General features: G+C 38.1%; 21 protein-coding genes. 8 read left to right on the top strand and 13 right to left on the bottom strand.

What is annotated here, in order from left to right; genetic code table 11:
- Positions 1–2: 2 nt before the first annotated feature.
- A complete protein-coding gene (locus tag T7867_RS16670; RefSeq protein WP_068221833.1) occupies positions 3–869 on the top strand; it encodes a glycosyltransferase family 2 protein in 867 nt (288 codons plus the stop codon).
- 40 nt (positions 870–909) lie between these two features.
- On the opposite strand, the gene T7867_RS16665 is transcribed toward T7867_RS16670, so the two are convergent.
- Entirely contained in the window at positions 910–1,278 is a 369-nt protein-coding gene (locus T7867_RS16665; protein ID WP_157717648.1) for a hypothetical protein, read from the bottom strand.
- Between the two features lie 28 nt (positions 1,279–1,306).
- Here T7867_RS16665 and T7867_RS16660 point away from each other — a divergent pair, with 28 nt between their 5' ends.
- The 4 genes from T7867_RS16660 to T7867_RS16645 are packed head-to-tail and all read left to right on the top strand — an operon-like array spanning position 1,307 to position 5,693.
- Positions 1,307–3,310, top strand: coding sequence for an SGNH/GDSL hydrolase family protein (locus T7867_RS16660; RefSeq protein ID WP_157717649.1), 2,004 nt, complete (start codon positions 1,307–1,309; stop codon positions 3,308–3,310).
- A gap of 14 nt (positions 3,311–3,324) precedes the next feature.
- Positions 3,325–4,167: a TylF/MycF/NovP-related O-methyltransferase gene (locus tag T7867_RS16655; RefSeq protein WP_068221837.1), complete on the top strand. Its 843-nt coding sequence runs from the start codon at positions 3,325–3,327 to the stop codon at positions 4,165–4,167.
- Positions 4,168–4,179: 12 nt separating this feature from the next.
- Positions 4,180–5,004 (top strand): ABC transporter permease, encoded by an 825-nt coding sequence (locus T7867_RS16650; RefSeq protein ID WP_157717650.1) that lies wholly within the window; start codon positions 4,180–4,182, stop codon positions 5,002–5,004.
- 5 nt (positions 5,005–5,009) lie between these two features.
- Positions 5,010–5,693 carry an ABC transporter ATP-binding protein gene (locus tag T7867_RS16645; protein WP_068221841.1) on the top strand — a complete coding sequence of 228 codons (684 nt, stop codon included), beginning with the start codon at positions 5,010–5,012 and terminating at the stop codon, positions 5,691–5,693.
- Between the two features lies 1 nt (position 5,694).
- Here the strand turns inward: T7867_RS16645 and T7867_RS16640 are convergent, their stop codons facing one another.
- The 10 genes from T7867_RS16640 to T7867_RS16595 form a co-directional block, all read right to left on the bottom strand.
- Complete coding sequence (locus tag T7867_RS16640) at positions 5,695–6,303, bottom strand: class I SAM-dependent methyltransferase (RefSeq protein WP_068221843.1); 609 nt, start codon at positions 6,301–6,303, stop codon at positions 5,695–5,697.
- A gap of 26 nt (positions 6,304–6,329) precedes the next feature.
- Positions 6,330–7,349 (bottom strand): hypothetical protein, encoded by a 1,020-nt coding sequence (locus tag T7867_RS16635; RefSeq protein WP_068221845.1) that lies wholly within the window; start codon positions 7,347–7,349, stop codon positions 6,330–6,332.
- 13 nt (positions 7,350–7,362) lie between these two features.
- Complete coding sequence (locus T7867_RS16630; protein WP_068221847.1) at positions 7,363–8,265, bottom strand: glycosyltransferase family 2 protein; 903 nt, start codon at positions 8,263–8,265, stop codon at positions 7,363–7,365.
- Positions 8,262–9,167, bottom strand: a complete 906-nt coding sequence (locus T7867_RS16625) for a glycosyltransferase (protein ID WP_157717651.1) — start codon at positions 9,165–9,167, stop codon at positions 8,262–8,264. Before T7867_RS16625 ends, T7867_RS16630 begins: the two co-directional genes overlap by 4 nt.
- Positions 9,151–9,504 carry an SxtJ family membrane protein gene (locus T7867_RS16620; protein ID WP_068221851.1) on the bottom strand — a complete coding sequence of 118 codons (354 nt, stop codon included), beginning with the start codon at positions 9,502–9,504 and terminating at the stop codon, positions 9,151–9,153. Before T7867_RS16620 ends, T7867_RS16625 begins: the two co-directional genes overlap by 17 nt.
- A 6-nt stretch (positions 9,505–9,510) precedes the next feature.
- Positions 9,511–9,660 carry a DUF5989 family protein gene (locus T7867_RS16615; protein WP_221406000.1) on the bottom strand — a complete coding sequence of 50 codons (150 nt, stop codon included), beginning with the start codon at positions 9,658–9,660 and terminating at the stop codon, positions 9,511–9,513.
- A gap of 4 nt (positions 9,661–9,664) precedes the next feature.
- Entirely contained in the window at positions 9,665–11,524 is a 1,860-nt protein-coding gene (locus tag T7867_RS16610) for a carbamoyltransferase family protein (RefSeq protein WP_068221853.1), read from the bottom strand.
- 317 nt (positions 11,525–11,841) lie between these two features.
- Positions 11,842–13,380: a M20/M25/M40 family metallo-hydrolase gene (locus tag T7867_RS16605; protein ID WP_068221855.1), complete on the bottom strand. Its 1,539-nt coding sequence runs from the start codon at positions 13,378–13,380 to the stop codon at positions 11,842–11,844.
- A 67-nt stretch (positions 13,381–13,447) separates the two neighbouring features.
- On the bottom strand, positions 13,448–13,906 hold the full coding sequence (locus T7867_RS16600; RefSeq protein ID WP_068221857.1) for a nuclear transport factor 2 family protein: 459 nt from the start codon (positions 13,904–13,906) through the stop codon (positions 13,448–13,450).
- An 11-nt stretch (positions 13,907–13,917) separates the two neighbouring features.
- Entirely contained in the window at positions 13,918–14,274 is a 357-nt protein-coding gene (locus T7867_RS16595; RefSeq protein ID WP_322299578.1) for a VOC family protein, read from the bottom strand.
- Between the two features lie 159 nt (positions 14,275–14,433).
- Here T7867_RS16595 and T7867_RS16590 point away from each other — a divergent pair, with 159 nt between their 5' ends.
- Complete coding sequence (locus T7867_RS16590; protein ID WP_068224125.1) at positions 14,434–15,765, top strand: dipeptidase; 1,332 nt, start codon at positions 14,434–14,436, stop codon at positions 15,763–15,765.
- 106 nt (positions 15,766–15,871) lie between these two features.
- Here the strand turns inward: T7867_RS16590 and T7867_RS16585 are convergent, their stop codons facing one another.
- Entirely contained in the window at positions 15,872–17,785 is a 1,914-nt protein-coding gene (locus T7867_RS16585) for a M14 family metallopeptidase (RefSeq protein ID WP_068221861.1), read from the bottom strand.
- A gap of 140 nt (positions 17,786–17,925) precedes the next feature.
- On the opposite strand from T7867_RS16585, the gene T7867_RS16580 reads away from it, so the two are divergent.
- Together T7867_RS16580 and T7867_RS16575 are read left to right on the top strand one after the other, a co-directional pair.
- Positions 17,926–21,135, top strand: coding sequence for a PAS domain S-box protein (locus T7867_RS16580; protein WP_322299577.1), 3,210 nt, complete (start codon positions 17,926–17,928; stop codon positions 21,133–21,135).
- Between the two features lie 54 nt (positions 21,136–21,189).
- Complete coding sequence (locus T7867_RS16575) at positions 21,190–21,918, top strand: LytR/AlgR family response regulator transcription factor (RefSeq protein WP_068221865.1); 729 nt, start codon at positions 21,190–21,192, stop codon at positions 21,916–21,918.
- On the opposite strand, the gene T7867_RS16570 is transcribed toward T7867_RS16575, so the two are convergent.
- Positions 21,892–23,076, bottom strand: a complete 1,185-nt coding sequence (locus T7867_RS16570; RefSeq protein WP_068221867.1) for a glycosyltransferase family 2 protein — start codon at positions 23,074–23,076, stop codon at positions 21,892–21,894. The genes T7867_RS16575 and T7867_RS16570 overlap by 27 nt on opposite strands.
- Positions 23,077–23,105: the final 29 nt, after the last annotated feature.

Below are 23,105 nucleotides of genomic sequence, written 5' to 3'. Positions count from 1 at the left end.
GAGTGTTAGTATCAATTATAATTCCTACATATAACAGGCCTGACCAATTAAACCGATGTTTGACAGCTCTGTTGAACCAAAGCTACTCAGGTGCTTGGGAGGTAATAGTGGTCGATGATGGAGGAGAGTTTCCGTTGAAAAGTATTGAAGAGTTCTTCCAACCAGATTTGCGCTGTAGTTTTTTACATCAAGAAAATTCAGGACCTGCTAAAGCAAGAAATTATGGTGTTGCTATGGCTAAGGGTGAGTTTATAGCCTTTTTAGATGATGATTGTGAGCCAGAAGAAGACTGGTTGGAGCATTTAATGAATGCAGCCAAAGAGGGTGTAATGGTTGGGGGTAAAACGCAGAACAAATTGGGTAGGAATCTGTATTCAGATGCCAGTCAAAGTCTTGTTTCTTACTTATATGAATACTTTAGAGAAACACCTTGGTACTTTTTTACATCTAATAATTTACTGGTCGATAGAAAGACCTTTTTGGCGGTGGGAGGGTTTGATACACACTTCCGAACCTCTGCTGGGGAAGACCGGGCCTTCTGCGCCAAATGGTTGGCCAGAGGTTTTCAAATGAAATATGAGCAGAAGGCAATTATTGATCATGCGCATGGATTGGGCTTCTTCTCTTTTTGGAGGTTGCACAGAAAGTATGGAGAGGCAATTGACCAATATAGAGAGGTGCTAACTGAACATGATGTGCCGCCAATGCCGTTTAGGGCTCAATTTTATTGGGGCTTATTGAAATGGCCATTTGTGTTCGCGCAATTAAGCTTTTCCAAAAGAATAGCTACCTCCATTCTTTTCAGTATTTCACAATTGGCCACATTTACAGCCTTTATTAAAACTCGTTTTGGTTCTGAGAGCAAATGAATACCCTAAATAAACATAGAGGCCTCATATTTATATTTGCTCAGCTTGTAATTGTAGCTGGCTTTCTATGGCATTTCAATATTGAAGAGGCATTTAATCTTCCACGAATATTTCCTGTTTTTATACTCATAATTTTGTTGAATGCGGTAATTCCTCTTAAACGGAGGAGACTCTTCAGTACCCTGTCTACCGCGGGAGTTTTATTCCTAATTCTTCCTCCGTTAGAGGCTATATTGTTACTGGTGTTTTCAGTAGGAATTCTTGCTCTTTGTAATCTAACTCTAGATATAAGATGGAAGAAGGTAATGCTGATATCCATCGCGGTTTGTTTTGCATTGGTTGTAGGTGGTGTTTGGCGAGTACCTTGGCTAGGCTCCTCAATGCTGGTGATCCTTTCTAGTATGTTCATGTTCAGGTTGATACTGTTTCTTTATGAGATGAAATATCAGAGAACTAAGCTTTCGTTTACGGATCAGTTAGGGTATTTCTTACTTCTTCCAAACCTTATTTTTCCTCTATTTCCTGTAGTTGATTACAAGCTTTATCAAAGTAATTACTATCAGAGAGATGAATTGGAAATATATAAGAGGGGAGCTGGTTTAGTAGCGAAAGGAGTATTTCACCTATTCGTATACAGAATAATATACTCCTATTTATTGCCAGAGATTTCTGAACTTACTACTCAGGTTAATTTGCTTAAATACCTCGTGTTTTCTTATTTATTGACAATCAGACTTTCAGGTATTTTTCATTTTTCTGTTGGTGTGTTATGCCTTTTGGGCTATGATTTACCAGATATTTTTAAGAACCATTTTGCTGCTTCCGGCTTTGGTGATTTATGGAGAAGAATCAACATTTATTGGAAAGACTTTATTGTCAAGGTTTACTTCAATCCACTGTATTTTAGGCTAAAGAAGTACGGAACTAAAGTGGCTATTTTTTGGGTGACTCTACTATCATTTGCTATCACTCTGCTTCTTCATGATTATCAGTTTTTCTGGCTGACGGGTGTTTTTGATGTAGATGTTACCGATGTGATATTTTGGGGCTTCTTTGGCTTTACTATAGCCTTCGGTACAATTCTTTCATCAAAAAGAGCTTTAGAGAAGAGTGTTGCTAGTAAAGCTTTTGATGCTGCTCTAAAAATCTTGGGTACCTTTTTAATAATGTCCGTTCTCTGGTCTATTTGGTCCAGCGAAAGCTTATCAAGCTGGTGGTGGTTAATTAGAAATTCATGGTCCAGTCAGACTAGTGAGATACTAGAACTACTTTTGGTTCTAGTTGTGCCGCTACTTGCCTTATGGGTATCGAATTACTTTCTCCTTCGAAAAAACAATAAAGTAATTTCCGATATAATCATGCCCAACTTGTTTTGGCCAATAGCGATGTTAACCTTAGTATTAGTTTTTAATACTGCTACTTTGAAAGGGTTTTGGAATGAAAGGCTTGAAGGGAAAAATATACAGGCTCTATTTCACTTCACCCTAAACCCTGATGATAGAGAGGTACAGTTGGCAGGGTATTATGACAATATGTTAGATAATCATAGTCTGATGAGCCCTATTATCAACGGTAATAATGACTATATAATGTCTGAGTTGTTTAGACAGGAAATCTATGGCAAAAAGGTCTTGCTAAAAACTAACGATGCTAGATATACAAATTTAGCCGCTTCTAAAACAACTGATGTTACAGGAATAGAAATTGATATTAATCAATGGGGAATGAGGGATGATGATATTGAGAAAACCCCAATTGATAATAAGTATCGCATAGCACTTGCAGGAGGGTCTGTCGAAATGGGCTGGATGATTCCCAAAGAGCAGAGGTTTGACGATCTAATAGAGTTGGAGCTAAAAAGCAAAGGATACAATTTCGATATTCTAAATTTTTCTGTGCCTGGACGTCTATTTATCAACTCAGCGTATACCGCTAAAGAAGAGATTTTGGACTTTAACCCAGACGTTTTGCTAATGTTTTACCATCCTCACCTAGAATGGATTCACATAAAGAATCGTTTGAGCGGATATGATTTTTCTCTCGAATATGATGGTGCTATATACGATTTATATGAATCTTCAAATTTGTTAAGGACCAAAGGAAAATCATTAGATAAGCTATTAGATTCGAGAAAGGAAGGGATTTTAAATAAGATTTTTTTTGAGGTTAAGAAAGCTTGTGACCAGTCGGGAGTAGAACTTTTGATAGTAAATATGCCTGTATTTTCTGAGTACCAATGGGAGGAAAATGATTTAGACCTGATGATTGCGGAGGAGTTGGGTATTAATGTCCTAGATATTTCTCAAGCATTACATCCAAATGAAGCAGCCGATTATACTCTAGATTTTGGAGGGCATCCAAACGTAAAGGGGCATCAATTAATTTTTGATAATCTTTATCCATATCTGCATGATTTGGTTAAGAAAAATGCGAGTAAATAAAGAGTACTTTTATTATGGAAATAAGGAAAAGGTATATAGATCTCCTCAAAATGGCTCTTTTGAATGAGCATTATCTTGAAAATGAGTTAAGAATACAAGCCTTGGCTGAAGGTTGGGTACAGGGCAAGTCTTTACTCAACAGGAGAATCGCTTATGAGAAGCTTCATAATATTAAAAAGTATTATGCCTCCGAGTTCGAACTCATGAAAGAGAGGAGAAATGAAGGGAGGCACTTAGCTGAGGGGTCTCAACATTTGGTATATGCTCATACTATGATAGGAAGAAAAAGAATGGATAATATTCAGAGATGCTTTGAACAACTAATTTCAGAGAATATTCAAGGAGATTTAATTGAGTGCGGAGTATGGAATGGTGGTGCCACTATTTTTATGGCAGGTCTTCTTCAGGCTTACCAAGAACATGATCGTAAGGTGTGGGTGGCAGATTCTTTTGATGGTGTTCCAGTCCCAGAATTGGAAGAAGACAAAGAGTTCGACATTAGCAAAAAGGTGTTTCCCGGGTTGGCAGTTGGGCTTGAAGAGGTGAAAAACAACTTTGATAAATATGATTTACTAAAGGAGAATGTTGAATTTTTACCTGGCCTTTTCTCCAGCACTTTGCCCAATGCACCTATAAATGAAATAGCCGTGCTCCGTCTCGATGGAGATCTTTACGAATCTACCATGGACTCTCTTAACGCTTTGTATGATAGGGTGGTTTCAGGTGGTTTTGTTATAGTGGATGATTATGGAGTGTTGCCTCCTTGTAAGAAAGCGGTTGACGAGTTTAGAGAAAAAAGAAATATTAGTAATAGCTATCAATGGATAGATTGGTCTGGGATTTACTGGAGGAAATGAAATTCTATTAAAGTGAAAAAGGAAGAGTTTTTAATTTCTAGTAAGCCTATTCTGTGGGAAGAGTTACGACTCATTTCTAAATATCGTAATGTTCTATATGTGCTAAGTTGGAGAAACCTCCGGCTACAGTATAATAGCTTTTGGTTGGGTTTATTTTGGGGCGTGTTGAACCCAATGATAATGACAGCTATCTTCTTTTTTGTTCTTGGGAATAAGGTTGGTTCTGATTTAGAAAATTACATCCTCTACATCTACTCAGGCTTTATTTTTTGGAACGTTTTGGCTGGAAGCACAGGTAGTTCTGCTAGCTGCTTTCAAGATAATTTTAGTTTAATTAAGAAGGTTTACTTTCCCCGATTTTTAATGCCATTTAGTCATGTGATTTCGAAATTACCAGACCTTGCAATTTCTTTTATGGCGCTTCTTTTTGCATTGTTGTACTTTAATCTTGATGTTAATATTTATCAGTTTGCATTTTTCACTCTTCTGTCAATTATTGATCTAGTACTTTTTGGGGTAGGATTATGTCTAATTGCTTCTGTGTTAACTGTTCGGTTTAAGGGGTTTTCTGTAATTCAACCGCTATTGACGCAGGCTTTCTTTTTTGTTTCTCCAATCATTTTTGACATTAATTTGACCATTGAAAATAGCTTGGTGAGAGCATTAATTAGGCTGAATGTTTTTACGGGGATTTTGGAGATTTTTAGATTTGGTATTTTTAATCACAGTATTTCAACGCATATAGTTGTAATCTACTCAGTATGTGCATTTCTCATATGCATATGCGGTTTAGTGCTTTTTAATTATGAGGATGTAACTCTTTCGGATAAAATTTAGATAGTATGGTACAGGCCTGCAATATCAGCAAACACTACTTTAAACACTATAATCTGTTGCACGCTAAAGATGGGTTTTATGCGTTAAGAGATATTTCATTTACCGTACATGCGGGAGATCATGTCGCTCTAATTGGTGATAATGGATCTGGAAAGTCTACACTCTTGAAAATCCTTAGTCGTGTCACTCGACCATCAGAAGGAAACTTAAGAGTAAGTGGTCGCCTTGTTTCCATGCTTGAATTAGGAGCAGGATTTCACCCGGATTTAACCGGTGAGGAAAATGTTTATTTCTTAGGTGGTCTTATGGGCCTATCTAGGACTGAAATTAACTCAAAATTGCACGAGATTATTCGCTTTTCCGAAATGCAAGACTTTATGAGTATGAAGGTTAAGAGTTATTCAAACGGTATGATTATACGTTTGGCACTTGGTGTTGCTTTGACAAATAAACCTAAAGTCATATTGGCTGATGAAGTATTTTCAGTATTGGATAAAGGATTTAAGATTAAGTGTATTGAAAAAATTGAACGTATAAAGAATGAAGGTGTTGCAATAATCTTGGCAGATCACGATTTTGAGTCATTGCGTTCTGTTTGTAATAAGGCGATTTGGTTGCGAAAAGGAGAGATATTTAAAACCGGAGAAATCGACTCAATTTTGAGTGAATACGAAGCTTCTAAAAGATAAGTTACTTAACTAGAACACCTAAACCTCCCCAACTACCCCAGCCTCTATCGTCATATTCTGGGTCAATGATTTCTACAACAGAGTGTTGTTGTTTCAATTCGTTCCAAAACTTATCGACCTGACAATCTTTTACCTGATCGTGATGCGCAATATCATGTAAAACAATTAGCCCACCGTTTTTTACATATTTGGAATACCTGTTATAGTCGTCCTTAACACCTTCATAGGTATGATCACCATCGATAAAAAGTAGGTCCAACTCTTTTTCATTCAAGACTTCACATAATTTAGATTCGGTTTTTGGAGAATGAGAGTTTTTACGAATGAGGCTTACGGTTTGATTTGGTTTCTTGTAACCTAAAAGAAGTTTTTCATTATATGTTCGACCATTATTGAATCTGCCTAAGGGTAGATCTATGCTGGTTAACTGAGCTGTTGAAGAAGCAAGTTGACACCATAGCCAAAATGTTCCGCCACTAGCCGATCCAATTTCCAAAACGTTGTTTAGTTTTGGCTTTTGTTTGAGTAAATCAACTAGCTGAGTCAGTTCTTTATTCTTTTGAACTGCTCCGTAGAAGATACTTAGTTCAGCTAATTTTTCTGATGTCATAGTTGAAATTCGCCTATTATGATTCATTATTGATTTGACTGAGGATTGTCACTGCCTAGTCTCTTAACAATTCTTTCCGCCCACTCCGTATGGACGCTTTGAACTGGGTGTCCATCGTTTTCAATGGTGTTTTCATGAGACAGCGGCACATTACAATCTATATAGGGGATGTCGTTGTGTTGAAAAAAAGAGGTGAGATTGTCTATTTCTTTAGGCTCCTCGTACAAGATTGCTACTTGAAAATCTATATCATAGGTTTGACACAATTCCTGCATTTTTAAAACAAGCTTTTCAAAAATACCATTTGCATGCTCCACTCTCTTTTTAGACTGAAAGTTTAAATATGCTACCTGTAAGCTGTAAACAGACACAAGGTGTTTAGCAAGAGGGATTTGATATACTTCAAATGGATCATGTCTTAAAAGTTCTCCTGAAGCATTCATAGTAACATAGGGGACTTTCACATGTTGAGTGCCTCTTATGTCGTGCATAAGCATTGCCCAATTGCCTTCTGCAACATTTCTTAATTTGTGATGAGCTATATACCCATAGATAACCTGTTTTGGACGATTGCCATTTTTTAACTCATTTTCTAGTACCAAAAGTGACTGATAAGTGCCATAGGCTCCAACAGCCTTATTTTTTATTTTGAGGTTCTTTACTTCATTCTGAACTTTCCAAGCTACATGTTCTTGGTTGCTTAGACCCCAGCCAAAAGTGAATGAGCCACCTATAAACAGTAATTCATCTTTGTATTCAACAGTGTTTGTGCTTGTTTTTCTGCTTCCATCATTCGCGATAGTGATATTCACACTATCTAGAGATGCTGAGTTAGGGGGCAATAGAAATTCTCCCGGAATGTGCTTCCACCCTAATTGCTCATCTAACTGCATTATTGGCTTTTTTCGGACAGGTCTGGCAGGAGGAAGCTGGTGACCTTTTAATCGTAGAATACATTCTAACAATAACAGTGTGAGAATCACAATTGAAATGAATTGAAGTGTTCTCTTGAAGGCTTGTTGAATAATATGGTGGCGCTTTGGCATATTTTCAGTTAGACTATTCTTGATCTATGTATGCCTCTGGGCTGAGTACCTTTCCGCTTTTTCCCATAAGTCCGTGTTTGACTCCTTTGAATTGAAACTTTCGAACCTCGTAGTGCTCTGAATTTCTAAAGTATTGAACTAGAAAGTCTTTGAGGTAGTGCAAAAGTATCACCTTAGAAGCATGGGTTTTAATTAATCTGAACATGTTTCGATAGGTGTAATATGCTAGTACTTTTTTTAATTGAGGGTGCTTGTTAGAGCTTCCTTTACCTTCGTGTATAACTTTGCTGCTACCTACCCAATAGGAGTGAATCCCTTTTTTTAATAGCCTGAGGCAATAATCTGTTTCTTCGAAATAGAGAAAAAAAGAGGTGTCTATAAAGCCATGTTCTTTGATTATACTTAAGGGAATAAGAAGACTGTAGCCGACTAAGTTTGCTACCTTCTGTGTGCCTTCTTTACTTAGTTCTCCTAGGTTCATTTCTTCAAATGAACAAAGTTCATCCTTGATCCCTTTTAACTTCCATATTACTTCTTTGTTAGCTTGTCCATTTATATCTAGACTTGCACTTCCAAAGAGCCCTGCACCTTTTTGGCTCCAAGCTTTAAGTAATTCTGCTAGGGTATCTGGTAGGACTGTTAGATCATTATTTAATAGCCAAATGGCATCATAGTTTTGTGCTAATGCATAGTTAACGGCTTTTAAGTGTCCATGAGCGTAACCTAGGTTTTCGGTGTTTTCAAAAATTATAATGTTATTCCAAATGCTTTGAAATTGACTAGGATTAAAGTCTTTGGATGCATTGTCTGTAAGGCAAACCTTTAGTTTGTCGTCTTTGAGGATATATAGCGATTTTAGAAGAGAGGCAGTTTTACCCTCGCTATTCCAGTTAAGTATGGAAACTAATATTTTCAAGCTTTTATGTTCCTTAGTTTCAAAGACATCATAATATATCCGTAAGCCATCAAGCACCATTGAATTGGGGCAAGGAAGTTATTCAATATTACCGATTTGTTGTTTGCAGTAAAGGGTTTAGGAAATTGGTGATCTTTATGATAAAACCTTACCTGTCTAATGCCTTTTCCATATCTAATGAACCTTTTTACAAAGCCTAGAAAACCATCTTCAAAGCTGTGTACAACTATGCTTTGTGGTGCATAGACTATCTTACCATATTTCTTAAGTCTGAGTGAAAGCTCAATATCCTCTCCTCCAGCAAGCTTAAAGCTTTCATTAAAGCCACCTATGTTATCGAAAGCATTTTTTTGGATCAATACATTAGCTGTAACTAGGTATTTCGGACTTCCATTCACAACGGGTGGTTGATGAATTTTCTGACTGATATAATATCTAGATAGAACGTCTCGACTATTTATTGTGGTGCAGCCTTGATATGCTACGGCTCTAGGATCTGCTTTTTGATATCCCTGAATTAGTAGAGGGGTACAAAGGCAGTCGCTATCAATAAAAAGCAACCATTCTCCCTTTGCCTGTTTTGCACCCATGTTTCTAGCCGCGGCTGGTCCTGGTTTTTTACATTTGAGTAAGTGTACTTTAAAACCCAAGTCAAAGCTATCCTTAGGTAGTGATATGGCAGGAGACGAATTGTTATCAATAACAATGACCTCTCTAGGTAATTCTGTGTCTGTTAGGGTTTGTTTAAAAGACTTCAGGAGAGCTATAATCCCTTCTTGATTGTTTTTTACAGGAATAACTATAGAAATGCCACTACTCTCAATTTGCTTATGCACAGTCGATTGCGTATCCACCAGTAGTTCTCGACTTCTGTTATGTTGATATTCACCAAGGTTTTTCAAAATCACTCTTTTCAAATAGATGATCCCTTTTTTTAAAATAGCTTAAATGTTCTTTTTTAAGGTCTAAGCCAGATCCTGTAAGTGTTCTTTTGAGCAGGGCAATAGGGGTTAAAACAACGAAAAAAATGACTGAGAGTAGAATTCTAGAATTAACATAACCAAGTATGCTGCCAACTCTATACCACCCTCTTACTATAAGATCTGCAATTTTTTTAGATAAAAGTGACAAAGTGCCGATAGCCAGTGATGTATATATCATCCATTCTTTATCGAAGATTATATTCAGAAATAAAAACCCTGTACAGATTGTTAAAATGGAAGAGTAAACCTTGCTCATGACTAACTAAAAAAGGGAATAGATGAATGGAGCAGCAGCCGATCCACCACCTAAAACAAGTAAGAGACCTAGTAGCAAAAGAGTGATAATTATGGGGGCGAGCCACCATTTCTTGCGTTCTTTCAAAAAGTTGAATATGTCTTTTATAGATTCCATTTTCTTAGTCTAATATAGAAGGTGATTTAATATTAGAACCTCTGCTCCAATGTGGTTGATCTTTTTTATGAAAAAGATATTGACCAATCACCAATAGGTCAATTTCAGTATTCATAAAACAACTGTATGCGTCTTCAGGAGTGCAAACAATGGGTTCTCCTCGTACATTAAAACTTGTATTAATAACTACACTGCATCCGGTTAAAGCTTTGAAAGCACTAATGAGGTTGTGATAATGTTCATTGGTTTCTTTATGAACAGTTTGAATTCGAGCAGAATAGTCAATATGGGTTATTGCAGGGAGGTCGGATCTTTCAAAATACAGTTTGTCTAGTATAGGTTGCTCATAATAATTGTCTGGCTTTTTCCTGCATCGTTCCTTTAAAACAGGCTGTGTTTGTAACATGTAAGGACTGGGAGAAGTCAAATCAAAGTATTTGTTGGCATCTTCGGCAAGCACCGAAGGAGCAAAAGGGCGGAAAGATTCTCTGTTTTTAATTTTTAGGTTCAGTTTCTTTTGGATTTGCGGGTCTCTTGCATCAGCTAATATACTCCTGCATCCAAGAGTTCGCGGGCCAAACTCCATTCTACCTTGCATCCAACCAACAATAAGTCCAGAGTTGAGGGCTTCAGCAACAGTTTTATAGATTGAATGATAACTAACCTTAAACCCGATTGCCTCATATTTATTGACCATAGCCAGAATTTCCTTTTCTGAAAAGGATGGTCCAAGGAAAGCACCAAACATTAGGTCTTTATCTGACTTTTTAGGGTAAACTCTCTCTTGATTGAAATATATATGTTCTGTGGCAAGCGCAGCCCCTAAAGCTCCTCCAGCATCTCCAGCAGCTGGTTGAATGAAAACATTTTTAAATAACTTTTTACTGAGAAGTTTACCATTACTTACACAATTTAATGCGACTCCACCTGCTAAGCATAAATTTTCTGAATTGGTTAATTTCTTAGCTTCAACCGCCATTTTCTGAACAACTTTTTCCGTTACTCTCTGAATAGCAAGGGCAAGGTTACAATGTACGAGTTCTATTTTAGTATCAGGTAGCCTTCTGCTCATGTTGAATAGCTTTTGCCATTGTTTGTCAGACACCATTCTAAGGCCAGTTGTGTAAGTAAAGTACGTTTGATTGAGAAATATGGATCCGTCTTCCTTCAAGTCAACCAGTTCAGTTAGAATAATTTCTTCGAATAATTGAACTTGAGTACTTACAGGTTTTCCGTAAGGCGCTAAGCCCATCAATTTGTACTCTCCAGAATTAACCTTGAAACCTAAGAAATATGTAAAGGCTGAATAAAGTAGCCCCAAGGAATGAGGGAATTTGAGTTCCTTTAACACTTTAATGCTTCTATCGTTTCCGTAGCATATTGAGGCAGTTGCCCATTCGCCTACACCGTCTATGGTAAGGATGGCAGCTTCTTTAAAACCAGAAGGGTAAAAGGCACTTGCTGCGTGCGAAAGATGGTGTTCTGTAAAAAGTAGTTTTGGTATTTTTTCAAAACCTATTGCCTTCAACTCAGTTTTAATTTGCCTTTTCAAGAACATTTTATCTTTAAGCCAGACTGGTATTGCTGACTGAAAAGAAAACAATCCTTTAGGAGCGAACGAATAATAAGTTTCTAGCAGTCGCTCAAATTTGAGAAGAGGTTTGTCATAAAATACGATTGCATCTATTTGATGAGGTGAAGTAGCTTGATGGTCAAGGCAGTATTTGATAGCGTTTGTTGGAAAAGAAGCATCGTGTTTTTTTCGGCTAAACCTTTCCTCTTGAGCAGCAGCTATTGTTAAGCCGTTTATGGTTAGGGCTGCGGCAGAATCATGATAGTATGCTGAAATACCTAGAACCTTCATTCTTTTTAGAGTCTTATGGTGCACCACTACTTTGATAGTAGAAGCTATGGCTTTAAGATGGGGTGATCTAGGAGGTGAAGATATACAATCTCCTTCATCAAAATGGCTAGTCAGAATTAATTCAGAACATTTTTGAAGCTGTTCAGAACAAACTTTTTCTGAAACGCAAAATTTGAGACAAGTTGGGATTGTATTTAAGCCGAAAAGGTTTTTGTGACAAGGTTATATATTGTTGATGGCTATTGAAGGTTGAGGTTAATAGTCAAAATAAAAAGCCACCGAACGGGTGGCTTTTTGGTTTTATTGGGGTGAGGGAATTAATCTTGGCCTCCGTTTCTTGTTGGTTTTCTTGGTGTTGGCCAAGTCATTTGTCTACCATTCCAAGGGCTTACACCTAAAACGGCTTTATCTCTCGGGAAGAATTCGGGGTCTTCACAGGCCATGTATACCATAATTGCTGTAAGAATAACATTGTCCCTAACGTCATCGAACACAATTTTGTCATAAGTGTCACGGTTGGTATGCCACGTATAGGTGCCATAGTCCCAGCTCAATGAGCTAAGGCTAAAGCCTGGAGCCCCAGCAGCAACAAATGAAGCATAGTCAGAGCCGCCTCCACCCGGAGTGCCTGGGAAGGTGGTGTTAATCTCGCTTCTGATTTCTCTTGGTACTGGAGCTAACCAACGGTTGATGAACTCATAGGAATGCAAAAAGCCTTGCCCGCTAATATTTTGAACTCTACCAGTTCCATTATCTTGATTAAAAAGGGCCTGTAAGCCTTTCACCACTTCAGGATGGTCTTCTACAAACGAGCTTGAGCCATTCAAGCCTTGTTCTTCACTTCCCCACAAACCAACCATAATAGTTCTTTTTGGGTTAGGGTAAACCTTCTTTAGAATTCGAAGGGCTTCCATCATTACCAGGCTGCCAGTTCCATTATCTGTTGCACCAGTTCCACCATCCCATGAGTCAAAGTGGGCAGAAAGAAGTACATATTCATCTGGGTTTGTACCCTTTACTTCCGCTATGGTATTAAATGTTGGTACTGTTCCGTGGTCTACATTAGTAACCTCAACTCTAATTTTTGGAGTGTCACCATGCTCAACCATTCTGAAAAGTGTGCCATAATCTTCCAGTCCAATGTCTATGGTAGGAATCGTTTTTGTTCTAGCACCAAATATTTTATTTACTCCGAAGCCTCTAGACCAGTTAGATATAAGTATTCCCGCTGCTCCTGCTTCTTCTAACACGGCTGGTAATTCTCTAGAATTTGAACCTGTCGCCTGAATTCTTTTATTCCAGTTAGACCTAGCTTCTCGAGATTCTCTTTCCATCTTTTCAATGGATTCTTTCTTACCATATTTCTCCCAATTGTAGCTAGGTCTGCCTGTAGGCTGAGCCATGTCTACTAGTACATATTTACCCTTTACGCTAGAAAGCCATTGCTTAAATTCAGCTTCATTTTCTACCTCAGGAATAACGGTTACATCTCCTTCAACAATACCATTAGAAGAAGGGCTCCAAGCCAATTGCATGGCCTCTAGGGTTTTTACTCTTGGCGAAATTAGATCTACGTGGGTGATACCACGTTCCCAACCTTTCCATTCTCCCCATTTTTCATTTCGGGCAGAAATACCCCAACCTTCAAATCGGTCAACGGCCCAGTTGTGAGCGCTTTGCATTTGTGGTGTACCTACAAGTCTTGGACCATTAAGGTCTAACATTTCATAGGCCAATTGCTCTAATAATGAGTTTTCATTGGCTTCTTTAACAATCTGATCTACAATATCTTGAGATATAGCAGAGCTAGTCCATACCACAAGGGCACAGAACATCAATAGTAGTTTTCTTTTCATACTTGGTTAGTTATTGAGCTATTAAGATAGCCAAGTAGAAAGTTAATTTTGAACCGATAAAGGAAAATTAACCGATTCGGCTTTGTTCGAACTTGGTTAAAAGGGAATTGGTCTGCTTTTGAAGCTTGTTTTTAAAGAAGCCTGTCCAACCTAAAATAGCTCCACTAAATCCCATGGCTTGCTTAGACCACTTATGAAGATCGAAATGGTCTGAGTGTTTAATTATCAGCCCATCTTTAAACTCAAACTTAGCATGGATTTTATTGTGAACCTTGCGGCCCGTTTTGCTGAAAGTGTAAAAGGCTTCCCAATATGCCGAATGATCTGTAACCTCCGAATGTAAGACTTTGAAGTCTTTGCCTTTCTGACTTTGACAAAGCATTCGCCACATATTCTTTGCTCTTTCGCCTTGTAAAGTACCAAATGCAGGATCTTCGAACTTAACCTCTTGGTGGTAGCACGAAACCATGGTTTCTGCATCTAATTCATTAAAGGCAGTATAGAATTTATGGATGAGTTCTTTCAAAGTGAGTTCATTTAAACGTCTTGTACTATAAAGATGGCATTCTTATTTAAATCGTAAAAACCGAATTCATGGGTTCCCCAAGGCGTATTCATTCTTAGTTTTTCTGGCAGTATTGTCTTTCTTTCTACAAATTCTTCGAACCAAGGTTCTATGTCTTCTACAAAGATTTTTATTACCGAACCGCCTAAAAGTGGGTCTTCTGCATTATTGGCATGCCATTGTAAATGAATGCATACACCGTCTCTACTTATGCCCGAGTACATATTATCGCCAAAACTGTACTTAAAGCCCGTATGCTTGTTAAACCACTTAATGTCCCTTTCAATATCTGAACTTGGTAGTACAGGCTCAATTCCTTTAATCTTCATGTTTTTAGACATAATTCAATTTAGAGCAATTTTTTGTTTTTATAGGATAATGGCTTTTTCGGAGGAATAAGAATTTTACCACTGACAAAATAGCCCGACATTTTCCAGTGAATAGTGATTAGATTAACTTCAAATTCAACCTTTATAAACTATAATGAAATGAAACGAGTATTAAGTTTAAGCCTTCTGGCGGCCACTATGCTTTGGTCTTGTGGAGCTCAGGAGAGCAAAGAAGAAACAGTGGACGTTAACAATATGACAGAACAAGAGCTGATGGATTACGCCAAGGGAATCCATGAAAGAGTGATCACGCTAGACACGCATGACGATATTAACACCTCTAACTTTACGGAGGAGACTAATTATACTCAGCGTCTTTCAACTCAAATAAACCTGCCGAAAATGGAAGAAGGTGGTTTAGATGTTGCTTGGTTTGTTGTGTATACAGGTCAGGGAGAACTTACTGAAGAAGGCTTTGCTAGAGCCTATGAAAATGCTGATGATAAATTCAAAGCTATTCACAGATTGTGTGAAGAGATTGCCCCAGATAAAATTGAGTTGGCTTATACCTCTGATGATGTAAGACGTATTGTTGCTGCAGGAAAAAAGGTGGCAATGATTGGCGTAGAAAATGGCTATCCTATAGGTATGGAAATAGAAAGAGTTAAGGAGTTTTACGATAGAGGAGCTCGTTACATGTCTCTTTCACACAACGGACATAGCCAATTAAGTGATTCGAATACTGGGGAAAGAGATTCAGTTTGGTTGCACAATGGTTTGAGTGAGTTGGGTAAAGAAGTGATTGCCGAAATGAACAAATACGGTATGATGATCGACCTTTCTCATCCGAGCAAAGAGGCTAATATGCAGGCTATGATACTTTCTAAGGCTCCAGTTATTGCATCACACTCTTCAGCTAGAACGTTGAACGATGTTAGCAGAAATTTAGATGATGAGCAGTTAATGATGCTTAAAGAAAATGGTGGTGTTGTACAGACTGTGGCTTTTAAAAGCTATGTAAATTCTGAAAAGAACAGGGCTAATTCTGCAAAGTATGGCGAAGTAATGGAAGCTATAGCTGCTGAAGAAAACTTTGAGATGAAGTCTAGAGGAGAGCTTCGCGAAATGAGTTCTGAAGAAAGAGAGGCTTATTATGAAAGACTTACTGAAATCAGAGAAAAGCATGGAGATAGATTACAGCAAGAAGTAAATGCTAGTGCACCTCCAGTTGATGTGGCTGACTTTGTAGACCATGTAGATTACCTAGTGAATAAAATTGGCTTAGAGCACGTTGGTATCAGTTCAGATTTTGATGGTGGCGGTGGAGTTGAAGGCTGGAAAGATGCTTCCGAGACTTTCAATGTAACTTTAGAGCTTGTAAAGAGAGGTTATACTGAAGAAGAAATTAGTATGATGTGGAGCGGGAACCTTCTTAGAGTGTTAGATGAGTGTCAAGAAGTAGCCAAAAAGATTCAAGCTGGCGAATTGTAGACTATTGACATCTGATAATAAAATTAAGACCACCCTTGCTAAGCCAAGGGTGGTCTTTTTTAATTATGGTTAATCAGGCTTCAATAGCCGATTGTCTATATGCTAGTTACTTAATTGTACCTATCTCTATTTCCTTTTCAATATACCCACCACGAGTAGAAAGCACCTTTACTTTTCCTTTGGCTCCGTCTATGCCGTTCAGCTTAATCTCAAAAGTTGCTTCTTTGCTTTCTCCAGAAAGTGTTCTGTCTAGGTATATGGTTTTATCAGTTAAGTCAGGGCTTACAATTTGCAATTGAGCTTTTTCACCACCTTTCATGAGTTTGCCATCAAACTGTAATTGTACTCTATCTTCTCTAACAATTTTCACCAGTTGAGCCTGCTTCAACGCAGTAGGGAGCTCACCAGTATTCTTAATTCGTACCTTAACTTCATAAGTGTTTCGGTTTTTCTTGTTTATATCAATAGACTCCAATTCTATTTGAGGAAGCTCTAGGGCCATAGCTAGGTTGAATAGTGCTTGCTTTTTTGCCCAGTTCTCTAATTGCCATGGTGGTCCATTCTGACTGAAAAATTTTGGATGGAACCCACCAATTTCCACCTCACCTAAGGTTGGATGAGTAAACGGTTCCCACTCTCTGAAACCTCTTCCACCATTTTCTTCATCGTCCCATCTTAGGCCGTCATAGTCATCGTAGATTCCATTGCCATCATAATCTTTCATAGCCCCATTATTCCAGAGCTCATCGCCATACCAAATTGAGCCATAGTAGAAATACCCAAAATCTGGTCCGTGCCCAAATAGGGGACTTGGCTTAAGCGGATCGCCAGTGCTAGGATTAACCTTGTAACGAGTAGCGTAGGTCTCATAAACATCTCCGGCCCATGGATAATTGGTAATAGACAAACCTATGCTGTCATACTTTTTATAGAGGTCTAAATCTTCTGGGTACATTCTTTCCTCGCTTTTAGATGTAGAAGGCGCCCTCAAGTGCATAGGAACCCTCGTGTCCATAGAGTTGACAACTGAAATATTTGGGTGAGTTAATACCCATAGTACAATGGACCTTGACTCAGGTTCAGAAGCAGGGTAGGCGCCTGCACCATATTGAGTATAGCCTCTGCCTGTAGCATCTTCGCCAATGTCTGGTCTCCAGTTTTCAGGGTAGTTCCTATGTAGGTCTAACCCTCCAATGCCGTCTTCATTAAATCGGCCGTCACCATCGTTATCTATACCCTCTGAGTAAACAAAGTGAGTTCCACCTTCTCTAACCCTTTTCATTAGCCTGCCCTGAGGGTCTCTTGGGTCTATTATATGAGTACCTTCTTCACCGTCTTTGGCTTTAACCCGAATTTGGTACATAATGCCATCACCATCCAAATCTTCCTCATCATCTTCATCTAATAGACCATCTCGGTCGTTATCATGAGGTCGTACTGTACTTCTGTTTCTTTGAGCGGTATGCAGGTAAAGATTGCTCCCGTCAGGGTTGTTCTGAGGTCTTAAATAGATAGCCTTAGTGTCTATTAAGTCCGTAATAGCTGCATCGCTTCCGTAATTCTCTAATAGATGTTGAGTAAGCCAAAGAATTGATTCAGAGCTAGTTATTTCTCCGCTGTGTCTTCCGCCTTCAAAATAGGCTGCAGGTTTGTCTGTGTCTTTTCCCGTATTCTTATTGGTTATGGTCATTTGTAAAATAGGACGGCCTTCAAAGCTTGTTCCTACTTGGTATAAGTCTACAATCTCAGGGTACTTTTCAGCCCATAGCTTATACCAATGATACATTACGTCTACTGTATGATAGGTGTCGAAGGTGAGCTGTTCTGAGGGTTCATATTGAACCTCAGCATGCTGGTGTTGCTTAAAAAAACTTATGCCGTGTCTTTCACCTTTTACGGTGTAGTAGGTGGTGTCTTTGTCAGACTCAGGCCAACTAATTGGGTCTAATTGCCTAACCTGAAAGGCATTGGCTTTAATGGAAAACCCACAAATGAGTAATAGTAGAAAAATTCTCTTCATAATAGTTTTTAAGGTTGGTAGTGGAAGATAATAATAAACAGCTTATCGACATATAATGTCATTCATCGAAGCATACTGTTAGCCAACGAAATGGCTCAAATTCAAAAGGAATTATTCCTTTTTTTGACTTCTAAGCACTAATGAAACCAAGTATCACTCTTAATAAACGGGGGGAGGTGGTCTCTTTCGATTCCCTATCTTCCAAATTCTACTTTTTCCTTAAAGAGTCAGAATATGGCTTGTTAGAAGATATCATCTCAAAATTCACAAGCTCTCCAGAAACAGGAAACAAAGGGGCATTTCAAGTATTTAATCGAAATATTTCTTATTGCGTTACATTTTCCAATAACTTATACTCCATAAGCTTTGAGGCTGAAGATTATTCTATGGGAGAAGGACCAAAAGACAACGAGAAGTATAAATTAATAGTAGAGGCTGCCAACGAGATTATTTACGAGGCAGATGCCAAGGGCCAGTTTACTTATGTAAATCCAAAAACTTTAAAGGTTACGGGCTTTTCTGAGAAAGAGATGATGCAAAAGTCTTATTTAGACCTTATTCATCCTGACTATAAAGACAAGCTTAAGCTTTTTTATACCGAGCAGGTAAAGGAACTCAAAAAATCTACCTACCAAGAGCTACCTATAGTTACCAAGAGTGGAGAGCAGATTTGGATTGGTCTAAATGTGCAGTTACTAGAGAATGATTTTGCCGTAACGGGCTTTCTAGGAGTTGGTAGAGATATTACGGAAAGCTATCATAATAGACTTGCCCTACAGCAATCTGAAGAGAAATATAGAGGTATAATTCAAAACCTTCAATACGGATTATTAGAGGTAGATATAAACGAGAAAATTGTTTACGCCAACGAGGCAATGAGTTTAATAACGGGATATGAACCTGAAGAACTTATTGGAAAAGTAGCTTCTCAGCTTTTAGTTGACGAAAGAAGCATGGAGGTGCTAGACAGTGAGCATGAAAAGCGAGAAGATGGAAACGCCAGTGTTTATGAGATAAAAATTAAACACAAAGATGGTGGCCATAGATGGGTAATGATTAGTGGTGCTCCTATTTACAATGTAGATGGTAGTATCAGAGGCTCTATTGGAATCCACATGGATATCACCGACAGAATTGAATCTGAAGATGAGCTTAAACTTACTCGTTCGCGACTCAAAAAATATAAAGAGGGGATTGAAGCGCTCAATTGGGTCACCTCTAATCTTAAGCTCTCTTATGCAGATCAAATTAAGGAGGGTCTAAAGATTGCCTTAGATTATCTAGAAATGGATTTGGGGGTAATTAGCCAAATAGAAGATGAGGTCTATACGGTGAAGCACTTCGTAGCTAAGAACGAAGGAGTTGAATTGAGTAATGGTGATGAGTTTAAGCTTAGCGATACTTTCTGTGATATAGTTATTGCTAAAGACGATATTCTCTACATGAAAAATGTTTCAGAGTCTAAGTATTCTGAGCACCCTTGTCACGAACTCTTCGGTGTAGAATCTTACTTAGGAGTTAATTATTCAATAAATGGGAAAAAGTGTGGAACGGTTAATTTCTCATCGCCAGACCCAAGAAATAAAGAATTCGATAGCTATGACCTAGAGTTTATTAATCTGTTTTCTAAGTGGATTGGTTATACTATTACGCTCTATGAGAATCAAAAGAAGCAGTTTGCAGATAAAGAGGCCCTTGCGGCCAAGAATGAGGAGTTAGAGAGAAATCAACAATTTCTAGGGGCTATTAATGACTTTGTTACTAGCTTATTAGATGATGAAACACTTACAGACATAGCTTGGGAAATAGCAGAGAGTGTAATTGAGAAGTTCGATTATGACGACTGCGTAATCTACATTGTTAATGAAGAACAGCAAGTTTTAGAACAGCTAGCTGCCTATGGTTCTAAGCAAACTAAAGATAGAAAAGTATTAGACGCCATAAAGATTCCTTTCGGAACTGGTATTGTAGGTGCAGTGGCACAATCTGGCAAAGCGGAAATAATTGCAGACACTTCTAAAGACGACAGATACGTTGTAGACGATGCTAACCGCATGTCTGAAATTACGGTGCCAATTATTGCCGATGGTAAGGTTATTGGAGTAATAGACTCTGAACACCAACAGAAAAACTTCTTCAAAGAAGAGCATTTAACCACACTGAAAACAATTGCTAATATAGCTGCCAACCGCCTGAAGAATGCGCTGGCAAAAAGAGAGCAGCAGAGAGCTGAAAAGGAGCTCCAAGAAAGTGAAGAGAAATTTAGAAAGATACTTCACAATGCTATTGATGCGGTTATTACAATAGATAACAGAGGGGTTGTAAAGGAGTGGAATTTGCAAGCTGAAACTATTTTCGGTTATACAGGAGAAGAAGCTATTGGCAAACCATTGACTGCAACCATTATTCCGCCTCATCATCACAAATCTCACAATGCCGGAATGAGGCATTTTAATGAAACAGGACACGGACCGGTATTAAATCAGAAAATAGAAATAACAGCAGTTAGAAAGTCAGGAGAAGAGTTTCCTATCGAAATGGCTATAATTCCTGTTGAAGATAAGGGGAGTCATAGCTTTACAGCATTCTTGAGTGATATAACTATTCAAAAACAGGTGCAGGCCGAAATGGAAAAGGCACTAAACAAGGAGAGAGAACTGAATGAATTGAAATCTAGGTTTGTTTCTATGACTTCTCATGAGTTCAGAACGCCTCTTACCACCATAAAGCAAAACACCGACCTTATCAGCTACCAATTAGAAAGCATTATTCCTAATGAATATGCACTCTTTAAGAAATACATTGATAGAATTGATGGAGATGTAAACCGACTTACAGGTTTAATGAACGATATTCTAATGCTCGGAAAAATTGAATCTGGTAAGATTCAAATGAATAAGAGTAAGATAAACTTTGTACAATTTATTGAGAAGCTAGTTACTAAGTATTCAGAAGCAGATAGTGAGCATAGACAGATTGAAATGAAGGTGCAAGGTGTACCTCAAGAACTGGAAATTGATACACAACTCATAGATCATGTTGTTTCTAATTTGCTTTCAAATGCTCTTAAATACTCTCCAGGTGCAAAGGCTCCAGAAGTAAACCTATCATTCAACAAGCTTTCCAGGGTAACTTTAAGAGTGAAAGATCACGGTATTGGTATACCGAAGAAAGATCAAAGAAGCTTATTTGAGTCTTTTTACAGGGCTACCAATGTTAAAAATATACAAGGTTCTGGGCTAGGCCTTTCCATTGTAAAAGAGTTCACAGAAATGCACGGAGGTACTATTGAAGTGGATAGTGATGAAGGAAAAGGCGCTGAATTCATTGTTGAATTACCATTATCATAGTTTATATTCTAGTTTACCTCAATTGAATTATTAAATTGGCCAAAAATATATTGAATGAGCCAGTTGAAGATTCTAGTTGTTGAGGACGATCCGATGATCGCAGAAAGTGTTCAGGATATTCTTGCTATCCTGAAACATGAAGTTATTGGAGTAGCAGAGAATGCAGAAGATGCCATTGCCATTTGTAACGAAACACTTCCAGATCTAGCCTTGCTAGATATACAAATTGGTGGCGATATTGATGGGGTTGACCTGGCCGATTTACTCAATCAGAATTTTCAGATACCATTTATCTTTACTACGGCTTTTGCAGATAATGACACCATTGCTAGAGCAAAGTCTAAAGGACCTTACGGGTACTTAGTTAAGCCTTATGGTATAAAAGACATGAATGCTGCCATAGAGGTTGCTATGACGGCTTTTGAACGCTTTAAGAAGGCTAGCGAAACTCCAGCCATGTCTAAAGTTATCCAAGACAGTATATTCTTAAAAGTTGATTCTAAGCTTATTAAGACTAAAATTGATGACATTCTTTATATAGAAGCTAAGGGAGATTATGCCTTGTTCAAAACTAAAGAGAAGGGGCATATTGTTCATACTACTATGAAGAGGGTAGAAGAGCGTCTGAACGATTATAACTTTGCCAAAGTACATCGCTCTTATGTAATCAACTTAGCCAAAATTGTGGATATAGAAGAGTCTAACCTGCTAATAGACCACAAGGTAATTCCTATTTCAAGAGCCAATAAAGAGGCATTAATTAAGCGACTGAACCTGTTGTAGGGGAGTCGCTCTTTTTGCTTTATCCCAAGTTACTTGCTGTTTTCCTCTGAAGTATTTTATCCAGCCCAGTACAACACAGTAGTGCATGTAGATGAAATAGTAAGGGATGTAAAGCGCTTTAATTTTGGTTTCTCCATTTCTCATGGCGTAACCTGCCAAGGCTAGAATAGCAAATATGAGCTCTAATCTCATAATTAGATCATAAGGCCAACCTTGTGGAGCCAAGAAAAAGATACTAGTAAAGGCTCCCACAAGGGCTAATGGCATTAACGTCCAGCGTAGCGCTCTGTGAGAAATGTATTGAAAGGTGAGTTTTCCGTATTTGAAGAGATTTAGAAGAGGCAACAACATAATAACTGCCTGAATGCCACCTGCAGAGATTCTAACTTTTCGCTTTGTTTCTTCTTCTATGTTAGCAGAACCAGTTTCCATGGCCAATGCCTGTGGCTCATAAGCTACTTTGTAACCCTTTGCCGAAAGCTTCATGGTCATTACAAAGTCTTCAATTAGTGTATTGGTATCTATGTTTTCATATAAGTGAGTTCTTATTGCGAATAACTCTCCGGCAGAACCTACCAGGGTGTTCCACTCTGCATCTTTCCTTTTCAAGAACGATTCATACTTCCAATAAAAACCTTCTCCAGAGCTGCTGGCACTATCTTCTTCCTTACTCAACACTGTCTTTTCTCCTGAGACAGCACCAACCAAATTGCTCTGAAAGTGTCGGATCATATTTTTTAGTCCATCTTTATTAATCATCACGTTAGCATCAGTAAACACCGTCAAAGCACTTTCAACTGAAGGCATTACTCTATTTACGGCTGCTATTTTTCCAGCTCTTTCAGGCTTAAAACATAGCTCTGCTTCTGAAAATCTGCTAACAATGTCATTTGTGCCATCATTTGAACCATCAGTGACAATCTTAATTTTTAGCTTGTCTTTAGGATAGTCTAAGGCCAGAGTATTCTTGATTTTTTCTTCAATAATCTCTTCTTCGTTGTAAGCGGCTACCAAAAATGTTACTTCTGGCAAATCCTCATCGCCCAGCGTTTCTATAGGTTTGGTGCCTTTTATTTTGGCGAGAATGCTAATGAGCATACCGTAACCTACAAACACATAAAAGACAATAAATACGCAAGTCCAAAAGAAGATTTCCATGACGTTTAATTTTTATTCAATTAAATGAA

The organism is Roseivirga spongicola, assembly GCF_034376045.1.
Lineage (GTDB): Bacteria > Bacteroidota > Bacteroidia > Cytophagales > Cyclobacteriaceae > Roseivirga > Roseivirga spongicola.
Note: the sequence above shows the minus strand (reverse complement) of the source record. Positions and strands in the feature narration are given on the sequence as shown.